18 protein-coding genes and 1 tRNA gene are annotated in these 17,400 nt (G+C 64.3%); 5 read left to right on the forward strand and 14 right to left on the reverse strand.

Annotation, left to right across the window (positions count from 1 at the left end; all coding sequences use genetic code 11):
* Window positions 1-97: 97 nt before the first annotated feature.
* Complete coding sequence (locus Q0C64_RS02335) at window positions 98-670, forward strand: hypothetical protein (protein WP_294120542.1); 573 nt, start codon at window positions 98-100, stop codon at window positions 668-670.
* Here Q0C64_RS02335 and ligA read toward each other — a convergent pair.
* Genes ligA through yajC form a run of 9 tightly spaced genes read right to left on the reverse strand, consistent with a single transcriptional unit; the run spans window position 667 to window position 10,643 of the window.
* The gene (gene ligA / locus Q0C64_RS02340; protein ID WP_294120543.1) at window positions 667-2,769 is read right to left on the reverse strand and encodes an NAD-dependent DNA ligase LigA; all 2,103 of its coding nucleotides are present in this window, start codon (window positions 2,767-2,769) and stop codon (window positions 667-669) included. The two genes, Q0C64_RS02335 and ligA, sit on opposite strands and share 4 nt — an antisense overlap.
* A complete protein-coding gene (locus Q0C64_RS02345; protein ID WP_294120545.1) occupies window positions 2,766-3,281 on the reverse strand; it encodes a DUF1697 domain-containing protein in 516 nt (171 codons plus the stop codon). Before Q0C64_RS02345 ends, ligA begins: the two co-directional genes overlap by 4 nt.
* Window positions 3,278-3,994, reverse strand: a complete 717-nt coding sequence (locus tag Q0C64_RS02350) for a dienelactone hydrolase family protein (protein ID WP_294120546.1) — start codon at window positions 3,992-3,994, stop codon at window positions 3,278-3,280. The genes Q0C64_RS02345 and Q0C64_RS02350 overlap by 4 nt, the downstream gene beginning before the upstream one ends.
* A complete protein-coding gene (locus Q0C64_RS02355) occupies window positions 3,991-5,169 on the reverse strand; it encodes a hypothetical protein (protein WP_294120548.1) in 1,179 nt (392 codons plus the stop codon). Before Q0C64_RS02355 ends, Q0C64_RS02350 begins: the two co-directional genes overlap by 4 nt.
* 56 nt (window positions 5,170-5,225) lie before the next feature.
* Complete coding sequence (gene recN, locus Q0C64_RS02360) at window positions 5,226-6,878, reverse strand: DNA repair protein RecN (RefSeq protein WP_294120550.1); 1,653 nt, start codon at window positions 6,876-6,878, stop codon at window positions 5,226-5,228.
* 17 nt (window positions 6,879-6,895) lie between these two features.
* On the reverse strand, window positions 6,896-7,696 hold the full coding sequence (locus Q0C64_RS02365) for an outer membrane protein assembly factor BamD (protein ID WP_294120552.1): 801 nt from the start codon (window positions 7,694-7,696) through the stop codon (window positions 6,896-6,898).
* A gap of 60 nt (window positions 7,697-7,756) precedes the next feature.
* Complete coding sequence (gene secF, locus Q0C64_RS02370) at window positions 7,757-8,710, reverse strand: protein translocase subunit SecF (RefSeq protein ID WP_294120554.1); 954 nt, start codon at window positions 8,708-8,710, stop codon at window positions 7,757-7,759.
* 13 nt (window positions 8,711-8,723) lie between these two features.
* Window positions 8,724-10,310: a protein translocase subunit SecD gene (secD, locus tag Q0C64_RS02375; RefSeq protein ID WP_294120556.1), complete on the reverse strand. Its 1,587-nt coding sequence runs from the start codon at window positions 10,308-10,310 to the stop codon at window positions 8,724-8,726.
* Window positions 10,311-10,325: 15 nt separating this feature from the next.
* Entirely contained in the window at window positions 10,326-10,643 is a 318-nt protein-coding gene (yajC, locus tag Q0C64_RS02380; protein ID WP_294120594.1) for a preprotein translocase subunit YajC, read from the reverse strand.
* A 178-nt stretch (window positions 10,644-10,821) separates the two neighbouring features.
* Between yajC and Q0C64_RS02385 the strand changes: the two genes are divergently transcribed.
* Together Q0C64_RS02385 and Q0C64_RS02390 are read left to right on the forward strand one after the other, a co-directional pair.
* A tRNA-Pro gene (locus tag Q0C64_RS02385) sits at window positions 10,822-10,898 on the forward strand.
* Window positions 10,899-10,945: 47 nt separating this feature from the next.
* On the forward strand, window positions 10,946-11,641 hold the full coding sequence (locus tag Q0C64_RS02390) for a TIGR02117 family protein (protein ID WP_294120557.1): 696 nt from the start codon (window positions 10,946-10,948) through the stop codon (window positions 11,639-11,641).
* Here the strand turns inward: Q0C64_RS02390 and hslU are convergent.
* The 3 genes from hslU to Q0C64_RS02405 are packed head-to-tail and all read right to left on the reverse strand — an operon-like array spanning window position 11,629 to window position 14,413.
* Window positions 11,629-12,927 (reverse strand): ATP-dependent protease ATPase subunit HslU, encoded by a 1,299-nt coding sequence (hslU, locus tag Q0C64_RS02395; RefSeq protein ID WP_294120558.1) that lies wholly within the window; start codon window positions 12,925-12,927, stop codon window positions 11,629-11,631. The two genes, Q0C64_RS02390 and hslU, sit on opposite strands and share 13 nt — an antisense overlap.
* Entirely contained in the window at window positions 12,924-13,460 is a 537-nt protein-coding gene (hslV, locus tag Q0C64_RS02400; RefSeq protein WP_294120559.1) for an ATP-dependent protease subunit HslV, read from the reverse strand. Before hslV ends, hslU begins: the two co-directional genes overlap by 4 nt.
* 56 nt (window positions 13,461-13,516) lie before the next feature.
* Window positions 13,517-14,413: a LysR family transcriptional regulator gene (locus Q0C64_RS02405; protein ID WP_294120561.1), complete on the reverse strand. Its 897-nt coding sequence runs from the start codon at window positions 14,411-14,413 to the stop codon at window positions 13,517-13,519.
* Between the two features lie 115 nt (window positions 14,414-14,528).
* Here Q0C64_RS02405 and Q0C64_RS02410 point away from each other — a divergent pair, with 115 nt between their 5' ends.
* Together Q0C64_RS02410 and Q0C64_RS02415 are read left to right on the forward strand one after the other, a co-directional pair.
* Window positions 14,529-15,269, forward strand: a complete 741-nt coding sequence (locus tag Q0C64_RS02410) for an SDR family oxidoreductase (protein WP_294120563.1) — start codon at window positions 14,529-14,531, stop codon at window positions 15,267-15,269.
* 32 nt (window positions 15,270-15,301) lie between these two features.
* Window positions 15,302-16,198 (forward strand): SDR family oxidoreductase, encoded by an 897-nt coding sequence (locus tag Q0C64_RS02415; protein WP_294120564.1) that lies wholly within the window; start codon window positions 15,302-15,304, stop codon window positions 16,196-16,198.
* Window positions 16,199-16,219: 21 nt separating this feature from the next.
* On the opposite strand, the gene Q0C64_RS02420 is transcribed toward Q0C64_RS02415, so the two are convergent.
* On the reverse strand, window positions 16,220-16,807 hold the full coding sequence (locus Q0C64_RS02420; protein WP_294120566.1) for a TMEM175 family protein: 588 nt from the start codon (window positions 16,805-16,807) through the stop codon (window positions 16,220-16,222).
* A gap of 9 nt (window positions 16,808-16,816) precedes the next feature.
* Window positions 16,817-17,386 carry a TMEM175 family protein gene (locus Q0C64_RS02425; protein ID WP_294120568.1) on the reverse strand — a complete coding sequence of 190 codons (570 nt, stop codon included), beginning with the start codon at window positions 17,384-17,386 and terminating at the stop codon, window positions 16,817-16,819.
* Window positions 17,387-17,400 lie beyond the last annotated feature (14 nt).

Consider the following 17,400-nt stretch of genomic DNA (forward strand, 5'->3'; position numbering starts at 1 on the left):
CTAGTCGTCACCCCCGCGAAAGCGGGGGTCCCGCTGATTTCAAGAAAATCGGGATTCCCGCTTGCGCGGGAATGACGAGTTTGTTCAACATCTGCTGATGAACCGAAGGGCACTCGTTTGTGTTGCCACACTTGTCGCCGTGGCATCGCCGTCCATTGCAGCTCCCGATTTGTTTCCAAAGGATGTCATCGATGCTGGCGGCGGCGCGGGCTTTGCGGAACGACTTGAAGAGCCTGCGTTCTGGCCATCATCAGCTACCAATCAGTATCGTCAGCGCGTTCGCCTGTTTATTGGCGGCCACACAGTCAATTCGTGGGGCATTCGAATTGACCAAAACAACTCGGGCAAGGCATTCGGGTATTTTGTCGAGCATGATGGCAAAAAAATAGTCGAGGATCGTCGCTTTCGAGTGAGCGATGCCGATTTAGCCGAGCTGCAACGCCTGGCGGAGGAAGCCGAGCTTTGGACGATCTATCCGCAATTCTATGTGATGCGCGAGGATGAGGTTTGTATCGATGGAATGATGATCATTCTCGAACGCCGCACAGCAACTAATTACAGCTACTCCGAAGGCAACGCCCAATGCACGCTTGGCCGATCGCAGCTAGCGGTCGCGGCCAAAATGATGGAGATGGCTGGTAGGCCTGGCTTGAAAAGCCTGCTTCCCTAAGCCCCCGCCACAATCTCCGCCCATTCACCCTCGCCGATCACGCGGATGCCGAGTTCCTCGGCTTTTTTGAGCTTCGAGCCCGCGCCCGGCCCGGCAACGACCAGGTCGGTTTTGGCGCTGACCGAGCCGGCGGCACGCGCGCCCAGCCGCTCGGCCTGGGCCTTGGCCTCGTCGCGGCTCATCGTTTCGAGGCTGCCGGTGAAGACGATTGTCTTGCCGGTCCATGCTGTTTCGCGCGCGGTCGAGACGAAGGCGGCAGGCCGCGCCAGCGCCAGCAGCTCCGCGAGCTGCTCGCGATTGTGCGACTCGTGGAAGAAATCGACCAGCGCCTCAGCCACCACCGGGCCGATGCCCTCGACCGCCGACAGCTCTACCTCGGCGTCGGGTCCGCGCGCCGCCGCCTCCAGCCCCTCGATCGAGCCGAACGCCTTCATCAAATCCTTGGCGGTGACGATGCCGACGTGGCGGATGCCAAGCCCGAACAGAAAGCGCGCCGGGTCGAAGCCGATCCGCGCCTCGATCGCGGCGAGGAGGTTGTCGACCGATTTTTCCTGCCAGCCCTCGCGGCCGATCAGCTCGCCGCGGCGGTCCTTGAGCCGGAAGACATCGGCCGGCCCGTGCAGCCAGCCCAGCTCGAAGAATTCGACGATGCTCTTTTCGCCGAGGCCGTCGATGTCCATCGCGCCGCGCGAGACGAAATGGCGCAGCCGCTCGATCCGCTGGGCGGGGCAGATCAGCCCGCCGGTGCAACGGACGTCGACCTCGCCTTCCTCGGCGACCGCCTCCGAATGGCACTCCGGGCAATGGTCGGGGAAGATATAGGCTTTGCGCTTCTCGTCACGCGTGAGGTTCTCGACCACCTGCGGGATGACATCGCCGGCGCGCTGGATGCGTACCCGGTCGCCAACCCTGAGGCCCAATCGGGAAATCTCGTCGCGGTTGTGAAGCGTGACGTTTTGCACGATCACCCCGCCGACGCCGACCGGCTTCAGCCGCCCGACCGGGGTGAGCTTGCCGGTGCGGCCGACCTGGATGTCGATCGCCTCCAGCGTGGTTTCGGCCTTTTCCGCCGGGAATTTGTGCGCCAGGCCCCAGCGCGGCGCACGGCCGACAAACCCGAGCCGGTCCTGCCAGTCGAGCCGGTCGACCTTGTAGACCACCCCGTCGATGTCGAACGGCAGGTCGGCGCGCTCCTGCTCGATCTTGGCGTAATGATCGAGTGCCTCGTCCACGCTCTCACAGCGCTTGAGCAAATTGCTGACCGGGAAGCCCCAGCTGGCTAGCTTCGCCATCGCCTCGCTCTGCGTCGCGCCGAACGGCACGCTGATCTCGCCCCAGCCATGAGCGAGAAAACGCAGCGGCCGCGCTGCGGTGATGCTGGCGTCCTTCTGGCGCAGCGACCCTGCCGCTGCGTTGCGAGGATTGGCGAAAATCTTGCCACCCGCCGCCTCCTGCCGCTCGTTCAACGCGGCGAAGTCAGCCTTCGACATGTAAACTTCACCCCGCACTTCGAGGATGTCGGGTACCTGTTCCCCTGCGAAGGCAGGGGCCCAGTCCGCTGCCGCAGGCAGCGCTTCGCGCTGGTCTAGGCTCCCGCCTTCGCGGGAGAACAGATTCTGCGGGACATCGGCAATCGTTCGCACATTGGCGGTGACGTCCTCGCCGACCGCGCCGTCGCCGCGCGTTGCGGCCAGCACCAGCCGGTTCTGCTCATAGCGGAGCGAGCAGCTGAGCCCGTCGATCTTGGGCTCGGCGGTGAGCGCAATCGGTTCGGATTCGGGCAGTTTGAGGAACCGCCGCACTTGCCCGACGAATTCCTCGACCTCCTCGGCGCTAAACGCATTGTCGAGGCTCAGCATCGGCCGGGCATGGGTCACCTTGGCCAGCGCCGAAGTCGGCGCCGCGCCGAGGCGTTTCGACGGCGAATCCGCCCTCACCAGATGCGGAAATTCGACCTCCAGCTCGCGATTCTCGCGGACCAGCGCGTCATAGTCGGCGTCCGAAATCTCCGGCGCGTCCTGGTCGTGATACAGCTTGTCATGGTGCGCGATCAGCTTCGCCAGGCGCATCAACCGGTTGGCCGCGTCTGCCTCGTTCATTGCATCCCCGCCAGCAGCTCGGCGATCTTGGCCACGCTGTTCATGTTCCGCGCCGTCCCCTGCTTCAGTGCGGGCATTTTCAGTTTCGAATCCGCGATCCCGCCGCCATAGCTGATGTAGATGACCCGCGGGCCAAGCGCCAACCGCTCTTCCTGCACATCGCGCGCCTCGTCGATCATCGCCTGGCTTGGCTTTTCATCGATAAAATGGGCCATCACCTGGGTTGGCTTGTCATCGGCGAAGGGGTTCTTGGCGCCGACCTCTGCCATTTCCTTCGCGTTGCGGACAAATGCCGGAACCGGCCTGCCGAAAAAGCCGGCGAGCTTCTCCTCGATCCGTTCCTTGACGACGCTTTCCGCGAGTTCGCTGGCGAACAGCAGATTGCCGCTGTTGATGAAGGTCCGGACCTGCTCAAAGCCGCAGGCCTCGCCCATCGCCTTCAATTCTTCCTTGGGCAGCTTGCCGGTCCCCGACACATTCACCGCGCGGACCAGCGCGACATAGGCGGTCACCCCAATACCTCTCCGAGGAACGCCACCAGGCTCTGCCAGCTGCGCCGCTCCGCCGCCTCATGATAGAAAACGCCGGCGATGCCCATCTGGCCGGCATTGGGGTTGGTGAAGCCATGGCCAACATGGCCATAGGCGTGGATCTGCCAGTCGGCGCCGGCCGCCGTCAGCTCCTGCCCCAGCGCGACTACCGCTTGCGGCGGGACCATCGGGTCGTCCCAGCCATGATAGGCGGAGACCTTGGCCTTGATCGGCTGTGGCGGCAGGCCAGGCGGGTCGAACAGGCCGTGGAACGCGGCGACGCCAGCGACGTCAGCGCCCGACCGCGCCACGTCCAGCGCGCATTGCCCGCCGAAGCAATAGCCAATCACCGCTATCTTGCTTGCCTCGACTTCGGCCAGGCCGCGCGCGGTTTCGAGTACCGCCAGCAGCCGGTCGCGCAGCGCGGCGCGGTCGGCCCTCAGCGCACCCATCGCCGCGAAGGCGGCTTCCCTGTCGGTCCCAAGCGAGAAGCGGTGGCCAAACAGGTCGGCGACCAGGCTGTTGTAGCCGAGGTCCGCCAACCGCTCCGCGAAACCAAGCTCCAGCGGCTGCACGCCCATCACCGTCGGGATGATGAGGACAGTCGGCCGGGCATTGCCGCTGCCGTCATGGACCAGCACATGGTCGAGCGTCTGGCCGCCATAATCCTGCTTGATCGATCGCTGTTCGCTCATTTCGGTTCCTTCTCGGGATCGTCAACGCCGACGGATTTCAGGCTCTTGAACAGCGAATCATCGCGAACGCCCATGCGGTAAACTTGCATCCACATCTTCCTGGCGGTGTCCCTTTCGCCGTCTTCAAATGCGAGATCACCCGCAAGCCAGATGTTGGCTTCCGAAGGCTCGATTTCGAAGGACGCCGTCGCATCACTCTTACCGCCGGCAATGTCGCCGAGGTTTGCTCTTGCGCGGCCGCGACCGGCTAATACGTAGGCTCTGTCCCGTTTGCTAAGATTGGGAGCAGCAAGCGCCAACTCATACTCATTGCGGGCAGCCCAACTGTGGCGAACGCCGACTAAGGCATTACCGTAGTTGATGTGCCGCTGCGGATTGTGGGGGTCTAGTGCGACGGCAATCCGCAAGTCTTCGACGTTTACGTCCCGGTCCTGCAAGGCGACCACCTTCATCGGCGCGCGCACCGTTAGATACCACGCCCGCTTGGTTGGCTCTCGTTCGTGGTCGAACGCCCGGGTGCAATCGTCGACCAACTTCTGCGCGGCTGCGCGATCGCTGACGGACTCTTGGAAGTCGCAACGCTTGGCTTCGTTACCGTCAGGCTTGAACTGTCGTCGACGTTCTAAGTCCGCCCGAATCGCCTTGTCACCGTCCGTCATAGGCAAGGGATTGAGACGCTTCGCCGCTTCGTCGTAGCGGCCCAACCACATCAAGGCTTTGACGATTTCGATCTCAATCCCGTCGTTCGAGCCACCTAGCTCAGCCTGCTTCAGGCGATCGGCCGGGCTCCCTTCGAAATCGGCCAGATTGTACCGGACGAACGCGCGTTCCTGGTAAGCGCTGGCGTTATTGGGAGTGAGTTCGATCACGCGACTGCTGTCGATCAGGGCACGATCATAATAGCCAAGTTCGCCCAGCGTGTAGCTGCGCTCGTGGAGCGCATTGATGAAGTTGGGAGCCAGGGCCACCGCCTTGTCGAGACTAGGCAGCGCCTGGAGCGCCGCTCCGGCCTCATTCAAGCTGTAGGCCCAGCTGAAATAGAGAATCGCCTTCTGTCTGGCAGCTTTCGCGGTGTCGATCGCAGTTGCGCAAGACTGCGGCGGCATTTCAGACGGCTTGCCTTCGATCTTGGCGTTGCATGGATTGCTCAGATCCTCGGCGGTGGCCGCAAACATTTCCTGGGTCGCTGCTGGACCGAGCTGAGCCGCAAGCAATAACAACGCGCCAGCTATCATGCTGCCTCCAATAGCCGCGCCGCCTGGGCGCGGGCCTCGTCGGTGATCGCCGCACCCGACAGCATCCTGGCGATTTCCTCGCGCCGCTCGTCGGGGGCCAGCTTGCGCACGAAAGTGCGGGTGACACCGTCCTCATGCGCCTTTTCAATGCGATAATGATGGGCGGCGCGCGCCGCCACCTGCGGCGAATGGGTCACCACCAGCAATTGCGACTTCTCAGCCAGCCGGGCCAGCCGCTCGCCGATCGCGCTGGCGACCGATCCGCCGACCCCGCGGTCGATCTCGTCGAAAATCATCGTCTGGGCGGTGCCCGCTTCGGCCAGCGCCACCTTCAGCGCGAGGATGAAGCGCGACAGTTCGCCGCCCGACGCGATCTTGGTCAGCGGACCGAACGGCGCGCCCGGATTTGTCGAAACTTCAAATTCAACCCGGTCGATGCCGAAGGCGCCCGGCTCGGCTTCGGTGATGGCGGTTCGGAACCGGGCTGCGTCCAGTTTCAGCGGGTGAAGCTCTCCCGCCACCGCCTCGTCGAGGCGCGTTGCCGCCATGGTCCTCGCTTCGCGCAATTTGCCCACCGCTTCGTCAAAGCGGGTGCGAGCATCGGCCAATTCGCTCTCCAACTGGGCGATCCGCTCGCCGCCGGCCTCTATTAGTGCCAGCTTGCCCTGCAGTTCTTCGCCCAGCGCCGCCAGCGCATCGGGTTCGACCCGGTGCTTGCGGGCCAATCCGCGAATATCGAACAGCCGCGCCTCGACCGCCTCCAGCCTGGCCGGATCGAACGCCAGCGCTTCGGCGGCGCGAGCAATCCTGTCTTCGGCCTCGCTGCCCTCGATCAGCGCCCGATCGAGGCTGGCTAGCGCTTCGGCCAGCAAGGGATGATCGGCGGCACCACGCTCGATCTTACGAGCCGCCGCGCGCAATTGCGCCAGCGCGCCTTCGGAGCCGCCGAGCAGCTCGTCGAGCCCGGTCAGCGTCTCACCGGCCTTGGCGCCGGCCTGCATTGCAGCGCGTTGCTCCGACAGGGTGGTTTCCTCACCGGTTTCCGGCGCCAGCGCGGCAATCTCTTTCGCCGCATGCTCCAGCCACTCCCGGTCCCGTTCCGCCGCCTCCGAGGCTTCCCGCGCCGTCCCCAACTCGCTCGACAGCCGCTCGATCTCGGCCCAACCGGCGGCAACAGCGCTCGCGTCGACCCGCCCGTAAAGATCGAGCAGAGCCCGATGGCCGCGCGGATTGAGCAGTCCCCGGTCGTCATGCTGGCCGTGGATTTCGACCAGGCCGTTGGCGATGTCGCGCAGCAGCGACGCCGGCACCCCGACCGGCCCGGCAAAGGCGCGGCTGCCGCCGTCGGCCTTGAGTGTCCGCCGGACCAGCAACGGCTCGCCCGGCTCGGGCTCGATTCCCTGCTCGGACAGCAGGGCGAAAACGGGATGATCGGCGGGCAACTCGAATTCGGCGGCGACGCTGGCCTGCGGCTGGCCGCTGCGCACCAGCCCGGTGTCGGCCCGGACGCCGAGCGCCAGCCCGAGGCTATCCAGCAAGATCGATTTCCCGGCGCCGGTTTCGCCGGTCAGCACGCCAAGGCCCGGCTCGAATTCCAGCTCGAGCCGGTCAATCAGCACCACGTCGCGGATCGACAGCTGCCTAAGCATGCCGCCGATATCCCGCTCTAGCTATTGGACTTGGCAGCCAGCGCCGAGGGCACATGCCGCTCGATCAAATCGTAGCTGCGCTTGTACCACTTGCTGCCAGGATAGTTGCGGCCGAGCACGGCCGCAGCCTTGTGGGCCTCATCGGGCAAGCCGAGGTTCAAATAGCTTTCGACCAGCCGCTCGAGCGCCTCGGGAGTATGGCTGGTCGTCTGATATCTATCGACCACGATGCGGAAGCGGGAGGTGGCGCTCAGCCAATTGCCCTGGCGCTGGTAAAAGCGGCCGATCTCCATCTCCTTGCCAGCAAGGTGATCGTTGATCAGGTCGAGCTTCAGCCGCGCGTCGCTGGCATAGCGGCTTTGCGGGTAGCGGCGGATCAGCTCGTTGAAGCTGTCCGAAGCCTGCTGGGTGATCTTCTGGTCGCGCGTCACATCCTCGATCTGCTGATAATAGCTCATCGCGATGAGGTAGTTGGCGTAGGGCGCGTCCTTGTTGCCCGGATGGATGGTCAGGAAGCGCTGCGCCGAACTGACCGCGTCAGGATATTTCTGCGCCATATAGTAACTGAAGGCGCTCATCAGCTGGGCTCGGCGTGCCCACACCGAATAGGGATGCTGGCGCTCGACCTCGTCGAACAGCTTGGCCGATTCCTCATAGCGTCCCTGGTCGGACCGCTGCTTGGCAAGCGTGTAGAGGGTGTTGACGTCCCGCGCGACATAGGCGGTGTCGCCCTTGACCTTCTTGCCGGCGCAGCCGGCGACAGGAAGCAGGATTACAGGCAGCAGCAACAGCGCCGCGATACGGGTCTTGTTCACCATAGAAACTTTCCTAGCGCGGGCTGCACACAAGTCCAAGCGGCCTTTCGCTCCCCTGAACGCTCAAGCCGGCTTCGCGACCGTTTTATCCTCTTCCTCTTCGGTTCTGAGGAAGCTGTCGGGCTTGAGGCCCATCCAGACCAGTGCCGGCGAGGAGATGTAGATCGACGAATAGGTACCGATGAAGGTGCCGAGCAGGATGGCGATGGTCAGGCCGAACAAGATGTCCGGGCCGAGCACCAGCAAGACCGCCAGCGCCAGCATGATCGACAGCGATGTAACGATCGTTCGCGACAGCGTTTCGTTTAGCGAGAAGTTGAGCAACGCGACGATTTCCATCTTGCGATACTTGCGCAAATTCTCGCGGATGCGGTCGTAGATCACGACCGTATCGTTCAGCGAATAGCCGACGATGGCGAGGAACGCGGCGACGATGTTGAGGTCGACCTGCAACTGGGTGACGGCAAAAAAGCCGAGCACCATCGACACGTCGTGGAACAGGGTGACCAGCGCCCCGACGCCGAACTGCCATTCGAACCGGAACCAGATGTAGATGGCGATGCCCAACATGGCGAAGGCAATCGCCAGCGCGCCGTCCCACGCCAGTTCGCCACTGACCTTGCCGGAAACCGATTCGCCCGCGGTGATCTGAACGCCGGGATAGTCCTGGATGATCGCCGCGCGGACCTTGGTCACCACCTGGTTGGCGGCTGCTTCCGGTCCCTCCGGCTTGGGCAGGCGAATCTGGTAGGTCTTGTTGTCGCCGAATTCCTGGATGCTGGCCTCACCGACGTTGAGGGTGGCGACCTTGCCGCGGAGGTCCTCGATATTGACCGGCTTGGCGAAGGTCGCCCGCACGACCTGGCCGCCGACGAAGTCGATGCCGAGGTTGAGGCCGCGCACGCCGACCAGCACCAGGCTGCCGACGGTGGCGATGATCGACACGATGAGGGCGAAGTTGCGCCACTTCATGAAGTCGATGTTGGTATTGTCGGGAACGAGCTTGAGCAGTTTCATGGGTTCATTCCCGTTAGATGTTGATCGCGCGCGGGCGCTTGGACTTGACCCACAGCGAAACCAGCATCCGGGTGAAATTCACCGCCGTGAACACCGAGGTGATGATGCCGATCAGCAGCACGACCGCGAATCCGCGGATCGGGCCGGAACCGAAATACATCATCAGGGCGGCGGCAATGGTGTTGGTGATATTGGCGTCGAAGATCGCGGTCGAGGCTTCCTTGTAGCCCGTCTCCAGCGCGTCGAGCACCCGCCTGCCTCGTCTCAATTCCTCGCGGATGCGTTCGTTGATCAGCACGTTGGCGTCGACCGCCGCGCCGATCGTCAGCACGAAGCCGGCGATGCCCGGCAGGGTCAGCGTGGCGTTGAACACCGCCATGATGCCGAGGATCATGAATGCATTCACGATCAGAGCCAACGATGCATAGATGCCGAACCGGCCATAGGTGATGACCATCAGCCCGATCACCGCCAGCGTGGCGAAGATCGAAGCGATGGTGCCGGCCTGGATCGAATCCCGGCCAAGCTCGGCGCTGACGGTCCGCTCCTCGACCACGTTCAGCGTTACTGGCAGCTTGCCCGACGACAGGTTGATCGCCAGCTGGTTGGCGCTCTGGACCGTGAAATTGCCGCCGGTGATCTGGCCTTGGCCGCCGAGAATCGGCGTCTGGATGGTCGGCGCCGACAGCACCTTGTTGTCTAGGATGATGGCGAAGGGCTTGCCGATATTCTCTTGCGTCACGCGCCCGAACCGGCGTGCCCCGGCGGCATTGAAGGTGAAATCGATCGCCGGGCGGCCGTCCTGGTCAAAGCCCTGCTTGGCCCGGACCAGCTGCTCCCCCGACACGATCACCCGGCGCTCAACCGCGACCGCGCCGCTGCCGTCGGCCATTGGCAGGACCTGCGTGCCCCGTGCGGGACGTCCTGACGCATCGGGCTGCTGTGCGGCGACCAGCTTGAACTCGAGCCGCGCGGTCTGGCCGATCAGCTGCTTTAGCGCCTCGGGGTCCTCGACGCCCGGGACCTGCACGAAAATGCGCCGGTCGCCCTGGTTGATGACGGTGATTTCCTTGGTTCCGCCCGGGTCGATCCGGCGCCGGACGACGTCGCGCGCCACGGTCAGCGAATCCTTCAGCGCCTGCTTGGAGCCGGACGCGGTCGGGGTCAGGACGATGCGGTTGCCGTCCATCGTGCTGACGTCCCAGTCGCGCGTGCCGGTCAGGCCCTGCGGCTGGCTCAGCGTCCGCATGCGCTCGAATGCGGCGTCCAGCTGGGTCGGATCGCGGACGACGAAGCTCAGCTTGCCGCCCGAGGTCGAGACATCGCCGATGGCGATTTTCGGCTCGCCCCGGCGCAGCTCGGTCGTGACTTCCTCTTCCTTGGCCTGCAGCCGCGATTTGGCCGCGTCGGCGATATCCGCTTCGAGCAGCAACTGGCTGCCGCCGGCGATGTCGAGACCAAGGTTGATGCGCGCGCTCGGTACCCAGCCCGGCCAGCGCTCGACCTGCTCCTTGGGGAGCAGGCTCGGGATCGCCAGCAAAATGCCGACGAGAATGGTGAGGCTGACCGCCCAGACCTTCCAACGGGGGAAATCGAACATTTTGGAATCGGTCCCTTAGTCGTTGGCGGGCGTGGCGGTCGGATCGACGACCTGGCTCAACGTCGACTTCAAGGCCTGGACCCGGACGTTTTGGGCGATTTCGATTTCCACTTCCGTGTCGCCGACCTTGGTGACCCTGCCGATCAGCCCGCCGCCGGTGACCACCCGGTCGCCCTTCTTGACCGCCGCGATCCTCGCCTGATGCTCCTTCATCCGCTTCTGCTGCGGACGGAACAGCAGGAACCAGAAGATGACGAAAACGAGCAGCAGCGGCGCGATGTTGGAAAACAGGAATGCCGTCCCTGACGGCGCGGCGGCGGCAGCGAGAAGCATGGGATTGGTCATTGGCCGGGGAAACTCTTCTTCTGGTGCGCGCTTGATGTGCCCCAAGCGCAGGAAGTGGCGCGCCGCCTATCACGCCCCAGCCCGACTTGCCAAGGGAGCCCGCCTTGCCAAGCGATGCTCATCGCCCTAGATGCGCCGCTCCCGCGTCCCATGGGGCGCGGCCGGTCGGGGCGTAGCGCAGCCTGGTAGCGCATCACACTGGGGGTGTGGGGGTCGCTGGTTCGAATCCAGTCGCCCCGACCATCTTCAAATATCGACCATCCGGGGGATGGCCGATATTTGAAGATCAAATGACCCGCCGCCGCTCCCGCAAATATCGCTGGACCGCCCGCATCGCCCTGGCGATCCTGGCTGTTCCACTGACTTATATCGTCGCTGCGCTGGTCGGCGCCCTGGTCCCGGTCAATTCCGGCTGGCGCGAACCCGACCGTGGCATCACCATCTATATCGCCGACAACGGCGTCCACGCCGACCTGGTCGTGCCCGCCAGCGTCCAGGGCCTCGACTGGCGGCCATTGGTGCCCAAATCCGACATGGCCAATGTCCCGGCCGATGCGCAATGGATTGCGTTCGGCGCCGGCGAGCGCCGGGTCTATCTCGAAACCCCGACCTGGGGCGATCTCAGCGTTAGGACCGCCGCGGTCGCGCTGACCGGCGGCGAGCAGGTGATGCATGTCGAGTGGGTCGAAGACCCGACGTTCGCTGCCCGCGCCATCCGCCTGACGCCCGAGCAATATCGCCGGCTGTGGGCCGCGATCCGCGAGGGGTTTATTTTCGATGCCAACGGCAAGCCGGTCCGGATCGACCATCCCGGTTATGGGCCGCGTGACGCCTTCTACCACGGCAACGGCAAGGCCAACGCCTTCCACACTTGCAACCAATGGGCCGCCAGCCGCCTCCGCCTCGCCGGGGTCAAGGCGCCGCTGTGGTCGCCGTTCGTCCAGGGATTGGTCGCCTACTACCGGCCGGCCGATCAGAGGACGTAACGGCTGAGGTCGGCATTCTTCGCAATTCCGGCGAGTTGCTGCTCGACGAAGGCGGCGTCGATGACCAGCGTCTCGCCCTTGCGATCCTCGGCGGTGAAGCTGATGTCCTCGACCAGCCGCTCCATCACCGTTTGTAGGCGGCGAGCGCCGATATTCTCGAGTGCGTCGTTCACTTCGGCGGCAATCCGCGCCAGCGCGGCGATGCCATCGTCGGTGAAGTCGATGGTGACCTCCTCGGTCGCCAGCAGGGCGCGATACTGCTCGGTCAGGCTGGCCCGCGTGGCCGACAGGATGCGGACGAAATCCTCTTCGCTGAGCGCACTCAATTCCACCCGGATCGGCAGGCGGCCCTGAAGCTCGGGGAGCAGGTCGGCGGGCTTGGCGACGTGGAAGGCGCCGGAGGCGATGAACAAGATATGGTCGGTCTTGATCGGCCCATATTTGGTCGCGACCGTGGTGCCCTCGATCAGCGGCAGAAGGTCGCGCTGCACGCCTTCGCGGCTGACCGAGCCGCCGCGCACGTCGCTGACCGCGATCTTGTCGATCTCGTCGAGGAAGACGATCCCGTTGGCCTCGGCGTCGGTCAGCGCAACGCGGGTGACGTCGTCCTGGTCGACGCGCTTGTCGGCCTCCTCCTCGACCAGCTTGGTGAAGGCATCGCGGACCTTGAGCTTGCGCTTCTTCTTCGGAGGGCCGCCCATCGCCTTGGACATCATCTCGGACAGGTTGAACGCCATGGCGCCGCCGTTGCCTGGGATTTCGAACGGCATGGCGGGCGCCTCGGCGACTTCGATCTCAACCTCGGCATTGTCGAGGCTACCGTCGGCAAAACGTGCGCGGAAGCTGGCGCGGGTCGCTTCCGACGAGCCCTTGCCGGTCAGCGCATCGAGCAGCCGGTCCATCGCCGCACTCTCCGAAGTTTCGCGGACCTTGTCGCGGCGCCGCTCGCGCTCCAGCCTCACCGCCTCCTCGACCAGGTCGCGGGCGATCTGCTCGACGTCGCGGCCGACATAGCCGACCTCGGTGAACTTGGTCGCCTCGACCTTGACGAACGGCGCATCGGCCAGCTTCGCCAGCCGGCGACTGATCTCGGTCTTGCCGACCCCGGTCGGCCCGATCATCAGGATATTCTTGGGTGTGACCTCGTCGCGCAGCTCGGGCGACAGGCGCTGCCGCCGCCAGCGGTTGCGCAAGGCGACCGCCACGGCTTTCTTCGCGTCATGCTGCCCGACGATATGCTCGTCGAGGGCGGCGACGATTGCCTTGGGTGTCAGGGCATCGTTCATTCGCTGATGCTCTCGATGGTCAACTGGTCGTTGGTGAACACGCACACCTCGGCGGCGATGGCCATCGCGCGGCGCGCCAGCTTCTCCGGGTCCTGCTCATATTCGGTCAGTGCCCGCGCCGCGGCGAGCGCATAATTGCCGCCCGATCCGATCGCAGCGATGCCGCCTTCCGGCTCCAGCACGTCACCGTTGCCGGTCAGGATCAGCAGCGTGTCCTTGTCGGCGACGATCATCATCGCTTCGAGGTTGCGGAGATATTTGTCGGTCCGCCAATCCTTGGCCAGCTCGACCGCGGCGCGGAGCAGCTGGCCGCGATGCGCCTCCAGCTTCTTCTCCAGCCGCTCGAACAGGGTGAAGGCGTCGGCGGTGGCGCCGGCGAAGCCGCCGATCACGCTGCCGTCGCCCAGCCGCCGCACCTTCTTGGCATTGGGCTTGATCACCGTATTGCCCAGGCTGACCTGGCCATCGCCCGCAACGACGGTCTTGCCGTCCTTCTTCACCCCCAGGATGGTGGTGCCATGATATTGTTCCAACTTAAGCTCCCGCTCGGGTTTCGAGCGGATGTGGGAAGGGATTGCAGCCCGTGCAACTAGGCGCGGTCTGGAGCCGTGAACTGTTGCACGGCCCAATCGATGAACAGGCGGACCCTTGGCGACAGTTGCCGGTTGCGCGGATAAAGGACGGAAACCGGAGCCGAGGGTACTGGATAGTCGGCAAGAACTCGCGCCAGTCGACCGGCCGCCAGATCGGCCGCAATATGGAATATGGGCATTTGCGCCAGCCCGAGTCCAAGCAAGACGCCGTCGCGGAAGCTTTCGGTGCCGGTGACCGATAGCGGCCCATCCATTTGGACGTTCCGGATGCCGCCATTCTCGACGAACTCGAAAGAGCGAAGTGCGCCGGTTGTAATCGACCTCAAGCCGACGGCGTGGTGCTTGGCTAGATCATCCGGCGAGCTGGGACGACCGAAGCGATTGAGATAGTCCGGCGCTGCCACCGTGATGCGATCGAGCATCGTCACCCGCCGGGCCACCAGGTCGCTATCGGGCAAAGCGCCGTAGCGCAGCACGCAATCGACGCCTTCCTGAATCACATCCACCCACCGCTCGCTTTCGCTCATTGCGACGGTGATGTCTGGATAGTCAGCAAGAAATTTGGGGATCGCGGGCATCAGGAAATGCCGCGCGAGCGTGCCTTGCACTTCGATCCTGAGCTGGCCCTTGGGAGCAGTCCCGCGGAACGCGCCTTCCGCGTCTTCGACATCGTCGAGGATTGCCAGGCAGCGGCGATAGTAGGCTTCACCGTCTAATGTCGGGCGAACCGTCCGGGTCGTGCGCTGCAACAGGCGAACCCGGAGCCGCTCCTCAAGCTGCCTGATGACTTGGGTCGCTGTTGAGCGCGGAATGTCAAGGTCGTGCGCGGCCTGGGTGAAGCTCCGCCGGTCAACAATCCGAGTGAAGAGCCGCATCGCGTCGAGCCGGTCCATGCCTGTTATTCCAATTTACCGAACAGTGTTGCTGTTTCTAGCCTGATTATCTTTGAGGTGAAAGCGCGCATCTGCATTCCATCGGCTCATCGGAGCCAGCTCAAAGGAGGACAGAATGAGCAAGGACAGCAACAAGGTCGCCATCGTCACCGGCGCATCACACGGCATCGGCGCCGCCATCGCCGAGCGCCTGGCGAGCGACGGCTTCACGGTCGTCGTCAATTTCGCCGGCAGTGCCGCAGAAGCCGAGTCACTCGTCGCCAAGATCGAGGCCAACGGAGGCAAGGCGATCCCGGCGCAGGCGGACGTCAGCGACGCAGCGGCGGTTGGGCGCATGTTCGATGCGGCCGAGGCCGCGTTCGGCGGCGTCGACGTTATCGTCAACAACGCCGGGATCATGAGGCTCGCGTCAATCGCCGACAGCGACGACGCGATCTTCGACAGTCAGGTCGCGATCAACCTCAAGGGCGTGTTCAACACGCTCCGCGAGGCGGCCAAGCGGCTGCGCGGAGGCGGCCGGATTATCAACCTGTCGTCGAGCGTCGTCGGGCTCCGCCCTGCCACCTATGGCGTCTACGCCGCCACCAAAGCGGGGGTCGAAGCCATGACCCATGTGCTGACCAAGGAGCTGCGCGGCCGCAACATCACGGTCAACGCCATCGCGCCAGGACCGACCGCCACCGCCCTGTTCCTCGACGGCAAGCCGCAGGAAGTGATCGACAACCTCGCCAAGGCTGCGCCGCTGGAGCGGCTCGGCCGACCGGAAGACATCGCCAATGCGGTCGCCTTCCTCGCCGGACCCGACGGCAGCTGGATCAACGGCCAGGTCCTCCGCGCCAATGGCGGGATCATCTGACCCTCGACCACACACCATCAAAGGAATTTCCCATGTCGAAGAAGATCATTCTCATCACCGGCGCATCCAGCGGCTTCGGCCGGATGACCGCCGAGGCACTCGGCCGCGCCGGCCACACCGTCTACGCCTCGATGCGCGACGTCGCCGGCCGCAACGCCAACAACGCCGCCGGCCTCGCCAGGATTGGGGGAACCGATATCCGACCGATCGAGCTCGATGTTCAATCCGAGGAATCAGCCAACCAGGCCGTCGACGCCATCATCACCGAGAGCGGCCGGATTGACGTGCTGATCCACAACGCCGGCCATATGATGTTCGGCCCGGCCGAGGCTTTCACTCCCGAGCAGTTCGCCCAGCAGTATGACGTCAACGTGCTCGGCACGCAGCGCGTCAACCGCGCCGCCCTGCCGCATATGCGCGCGCAAAAGCAGGGGCTGTTGTTGTGGATCTCGAGCAGCAGCTCGGCCGGTGGAACGCCACCCTATTTGTCGCCCTATTTCGCGGCTAAGGCGGCAATGGACGCACTGGCGGTGCAATATGCCCGCGAGCTCGCCCGCTGGGGCATCGAGACCTCAATCGTCGTTCCCGGCGCCTTCACCAAGGGGACCAATCATTTTGCTCATTCCGGCGCCCCGGCTGATGCGACGCGGCTGGCCGAATATGAGGAAAGCGGGCCCTACGCCAGCTTCAGCGCTCAAGTGCAGAAGGCGTTTGCCGAGATCGTCCCCGAGGATGCCGATCCGCAGGGCGTCGCGGACCGCATCGTCGACCTGATCGACATGGAGTTCGGCACGCGCCCGTTCCGGGTTCATTACGACCCCACCCAGGATGGCGCCGATGTCGGCTTCACTGTTCTCGACCGGATGCGCAGCGACATGCTGCACCGCGTCGGCTTCTCCGACCTGCTCAAGCCGGCGAAACTGGCTTGAGCCAAGCGGGCCGCGGGGCGCCTAGAGCTCCCCGCGGCCTTTCGCCTGCCTCTCGATCCGGCTGTCCGGAACGAACCACAGCGATGTCACGGCGACATACAGTGCGACTGAAATCCAGGGCGAGATGAAGGCCAGCGCCGCGCCAAGCAGATACCCGCTCACGCTAACCCATTCCTTGCGGCGCGACCCGACCGCCGCCTTGAGCTTCGATCCCTCTCCTTCGACGGCGATCAGGGCGCGTTCCAAAAGCACATAGCCGATCGCCGCCAGCACCAACACGACGCCATAAAGCGCCACCGGCAGCGGATGGATCCCCTCCTCCCCCATCCAGCGGATCAGGAACGGGACCAGCGACAGCACGAACAGCATCGCGTTATTGGCCCAGAGCACGCGGCCGTCGACCTTCTTTGCGGCCTGCAGCATGTGGTGGTGGTTCGACCAGTAGATGCCGACATTGATGAAGGCGAGGAGGTAGGCGCCGAGCAGCGGCAGCACCGGCTTCAGGGCGGTGAGATCGGTGCCGTGCGGCGTCGGCAGCTCCAGCACCATGATGGTGATGATGATGGCGATGACGCCGTCGGTGAAGGCCGCCAGTCGTTCGGGCTTCATCGATGTCCCCTATTCCAATGCCTCGAACCTCTTGTCCGGGATCAGCCACATCAGCGACACGGCGACATAGATCAAGATGGCGGCCAGCGGCGTGATGAATGCAACAACCAGCGCGACGGCATAAGCGATCAGGCTGAAGCGGCCCTTGAGGTCGCGGCCGGTTACCTTCGCGACACGGGAATCCTCGCCTTCGCAGCGGACCAGGGCGCGCTTGAGAAGCGCATAGGACAGGGCGGACAGCAGCATGATCGTCCCGAACGCGACCACCGTGTCACGGGTGATTCCGGCCTGCCCGACCCAGCGGATCACGAACGGGATCAGGCTCAGCCAGAACAGCAGCAGCAGGTTCATCAGCAGGACGCGGCCGTCGACCTTCTTGACCGCCTGCAGCATGTGATGGTGATTGGTCCAGTAGATGCCGACCTTGGTGAAGGCGAGCGCGTAAAGGCCAAGTAACGGCAACTCCGGGATAAGCGCTTTGAGGCCCGGCCGTGCGGGGATGGGCAATTCCAGCACGATGATGGTGATCGCCACCGCCATGATGCCGTCAGTAAAGGCATTCAGCCGTTCCGGTTTCATGCGTCTGCCCCCTG

This window comes from Sphingomonas sp. (assembly GCF_023266535.1).
Taxonomy (GTDB): Bacteria; Pseudomonadota; Alphaproteobacteria; order Sphingomonadales; family Sphingomonadaceae; genus Sphingomicrobium.

What these genes read in the sequence shown, in the direction of transcription:
- Q0C64_RS02335 (WP_294120542.1), top strand. Translation starts at nt 98, where the DNA reads ATGAACCGAAGGGCACTCGTTTGTGTTGCCACACTTGTCGCCGTGGCA.
- ligA (WP_294120543.1), bottom strand. Translation starts at nt 2,769, where the DNA reads ATGAACGAGGCAGACGCGGCCAACCGGTTGATGCGCCTGGCGAAGCTG.
- Q0C64_RS02350 (WP_294120546.1), bottom strand. Translation starts at nt 3,994, where the DNA reads ATGAGCGAACAGCGATCGATCAAGCAGGATTATGGCGGCCAGACGCTC.
- Q0C64_RS02355 (WP_294120548.1), bottom strand. Translation starts at nt 5,169, where the DNA reads ATGTTTGCGGCCACCGCCGAGGATCTGAGCAATCCATGCAACGCCAAG.
- recN (WP_294120550.1), bottom strand. Translation starts at nt 6,878, where the DNA reads ATGCTTAGGCAGCTGTCGATCCGCGACGTGGTGCTGATTGACCGGCTC.
- Q0C64_RS02365 (WP_294120552.1), bottom strand. Translation starts at nt 7,696, where the DNA reads ATGGTGAACAAGACCCGTATCGCGGCGCTGTTGCTGCTGCCTGTAATC.
- secF (WP_294120554.1), bottom strand. Translation starts at nt 8,710, where the DNA reads ATGAAACTGCTCAAGCTCGTTCCCGACAATACCAACATCGACTTCATG.
- secD (WP_294120556.1), bottom strand. Translation starts at nt 10,310, where the DNA reads ATGTTCGATTTCCCCCGTTGGAAGGTCTGGGCGGTCAGCCTCACCATT.
- yajC (WP_294120594.1), bottom strand. Translation starts at nt 10,643, where the DNA reads ATGCTTCTCGCTGCCGCCGCCGCGCCGTCAGGGACGGCATTCCTGTTT.
- Q0C64_RS02390 (WP_294120557.1), top strand. Translation starts at nt 10,946, where the DNA reads ATGACCCGCCGCCGCTCCCGCAAATATCGCTGGACCGCCCGCATCGCC.
- hslU (WP_294120558.1), bottom strand. Translation starts at nt 12,927, where the DNA reads ATGAACGATGCCCTGACACCCAAGGCAATCGTCGCCGCCCTCGACGAG.
- Q0C64_RS02405 (WP_294120561.1), bottom strand. Translation starts at nt 14,413, where the DNA reads ATGGACCGGCTCGACGCGATGCGGCTCTTCACTCGGATTGTTGACCGG.
- Q0C64_RS02410 (WP_294120563.1), top strand. Translation starts at nt 14,529, where the DNA reads ATGAGCAAGGACAGCAACAAGGTCGCCATCGTCACCGGCGCATCACAC.
- Q0C64_RS02415 (WP_294120564.1), top strand. Translation starts at nt 15,302, where the DNA reads ATGTCGAAGAAGATCATTCTCATCACCGGCGCATCCAGCGGCTTCGGC.
- Q0C64_RS02420 (WP_294120566.1), bottom strand. Translation starts at nt 16,807, where the DNA reads ATGAAGCCCGAACGACTGGCGGCCTTCACCGACGGCGTCATCGCCATC.
- Q0C64_RS02425 (WP_294120568.1), bottom strand. Translation starts at nt 17,386, where the DNA reads ATGAAACCGGAACGGCTGAATGCCTTTACTGACGGCATCATGGCGGTG.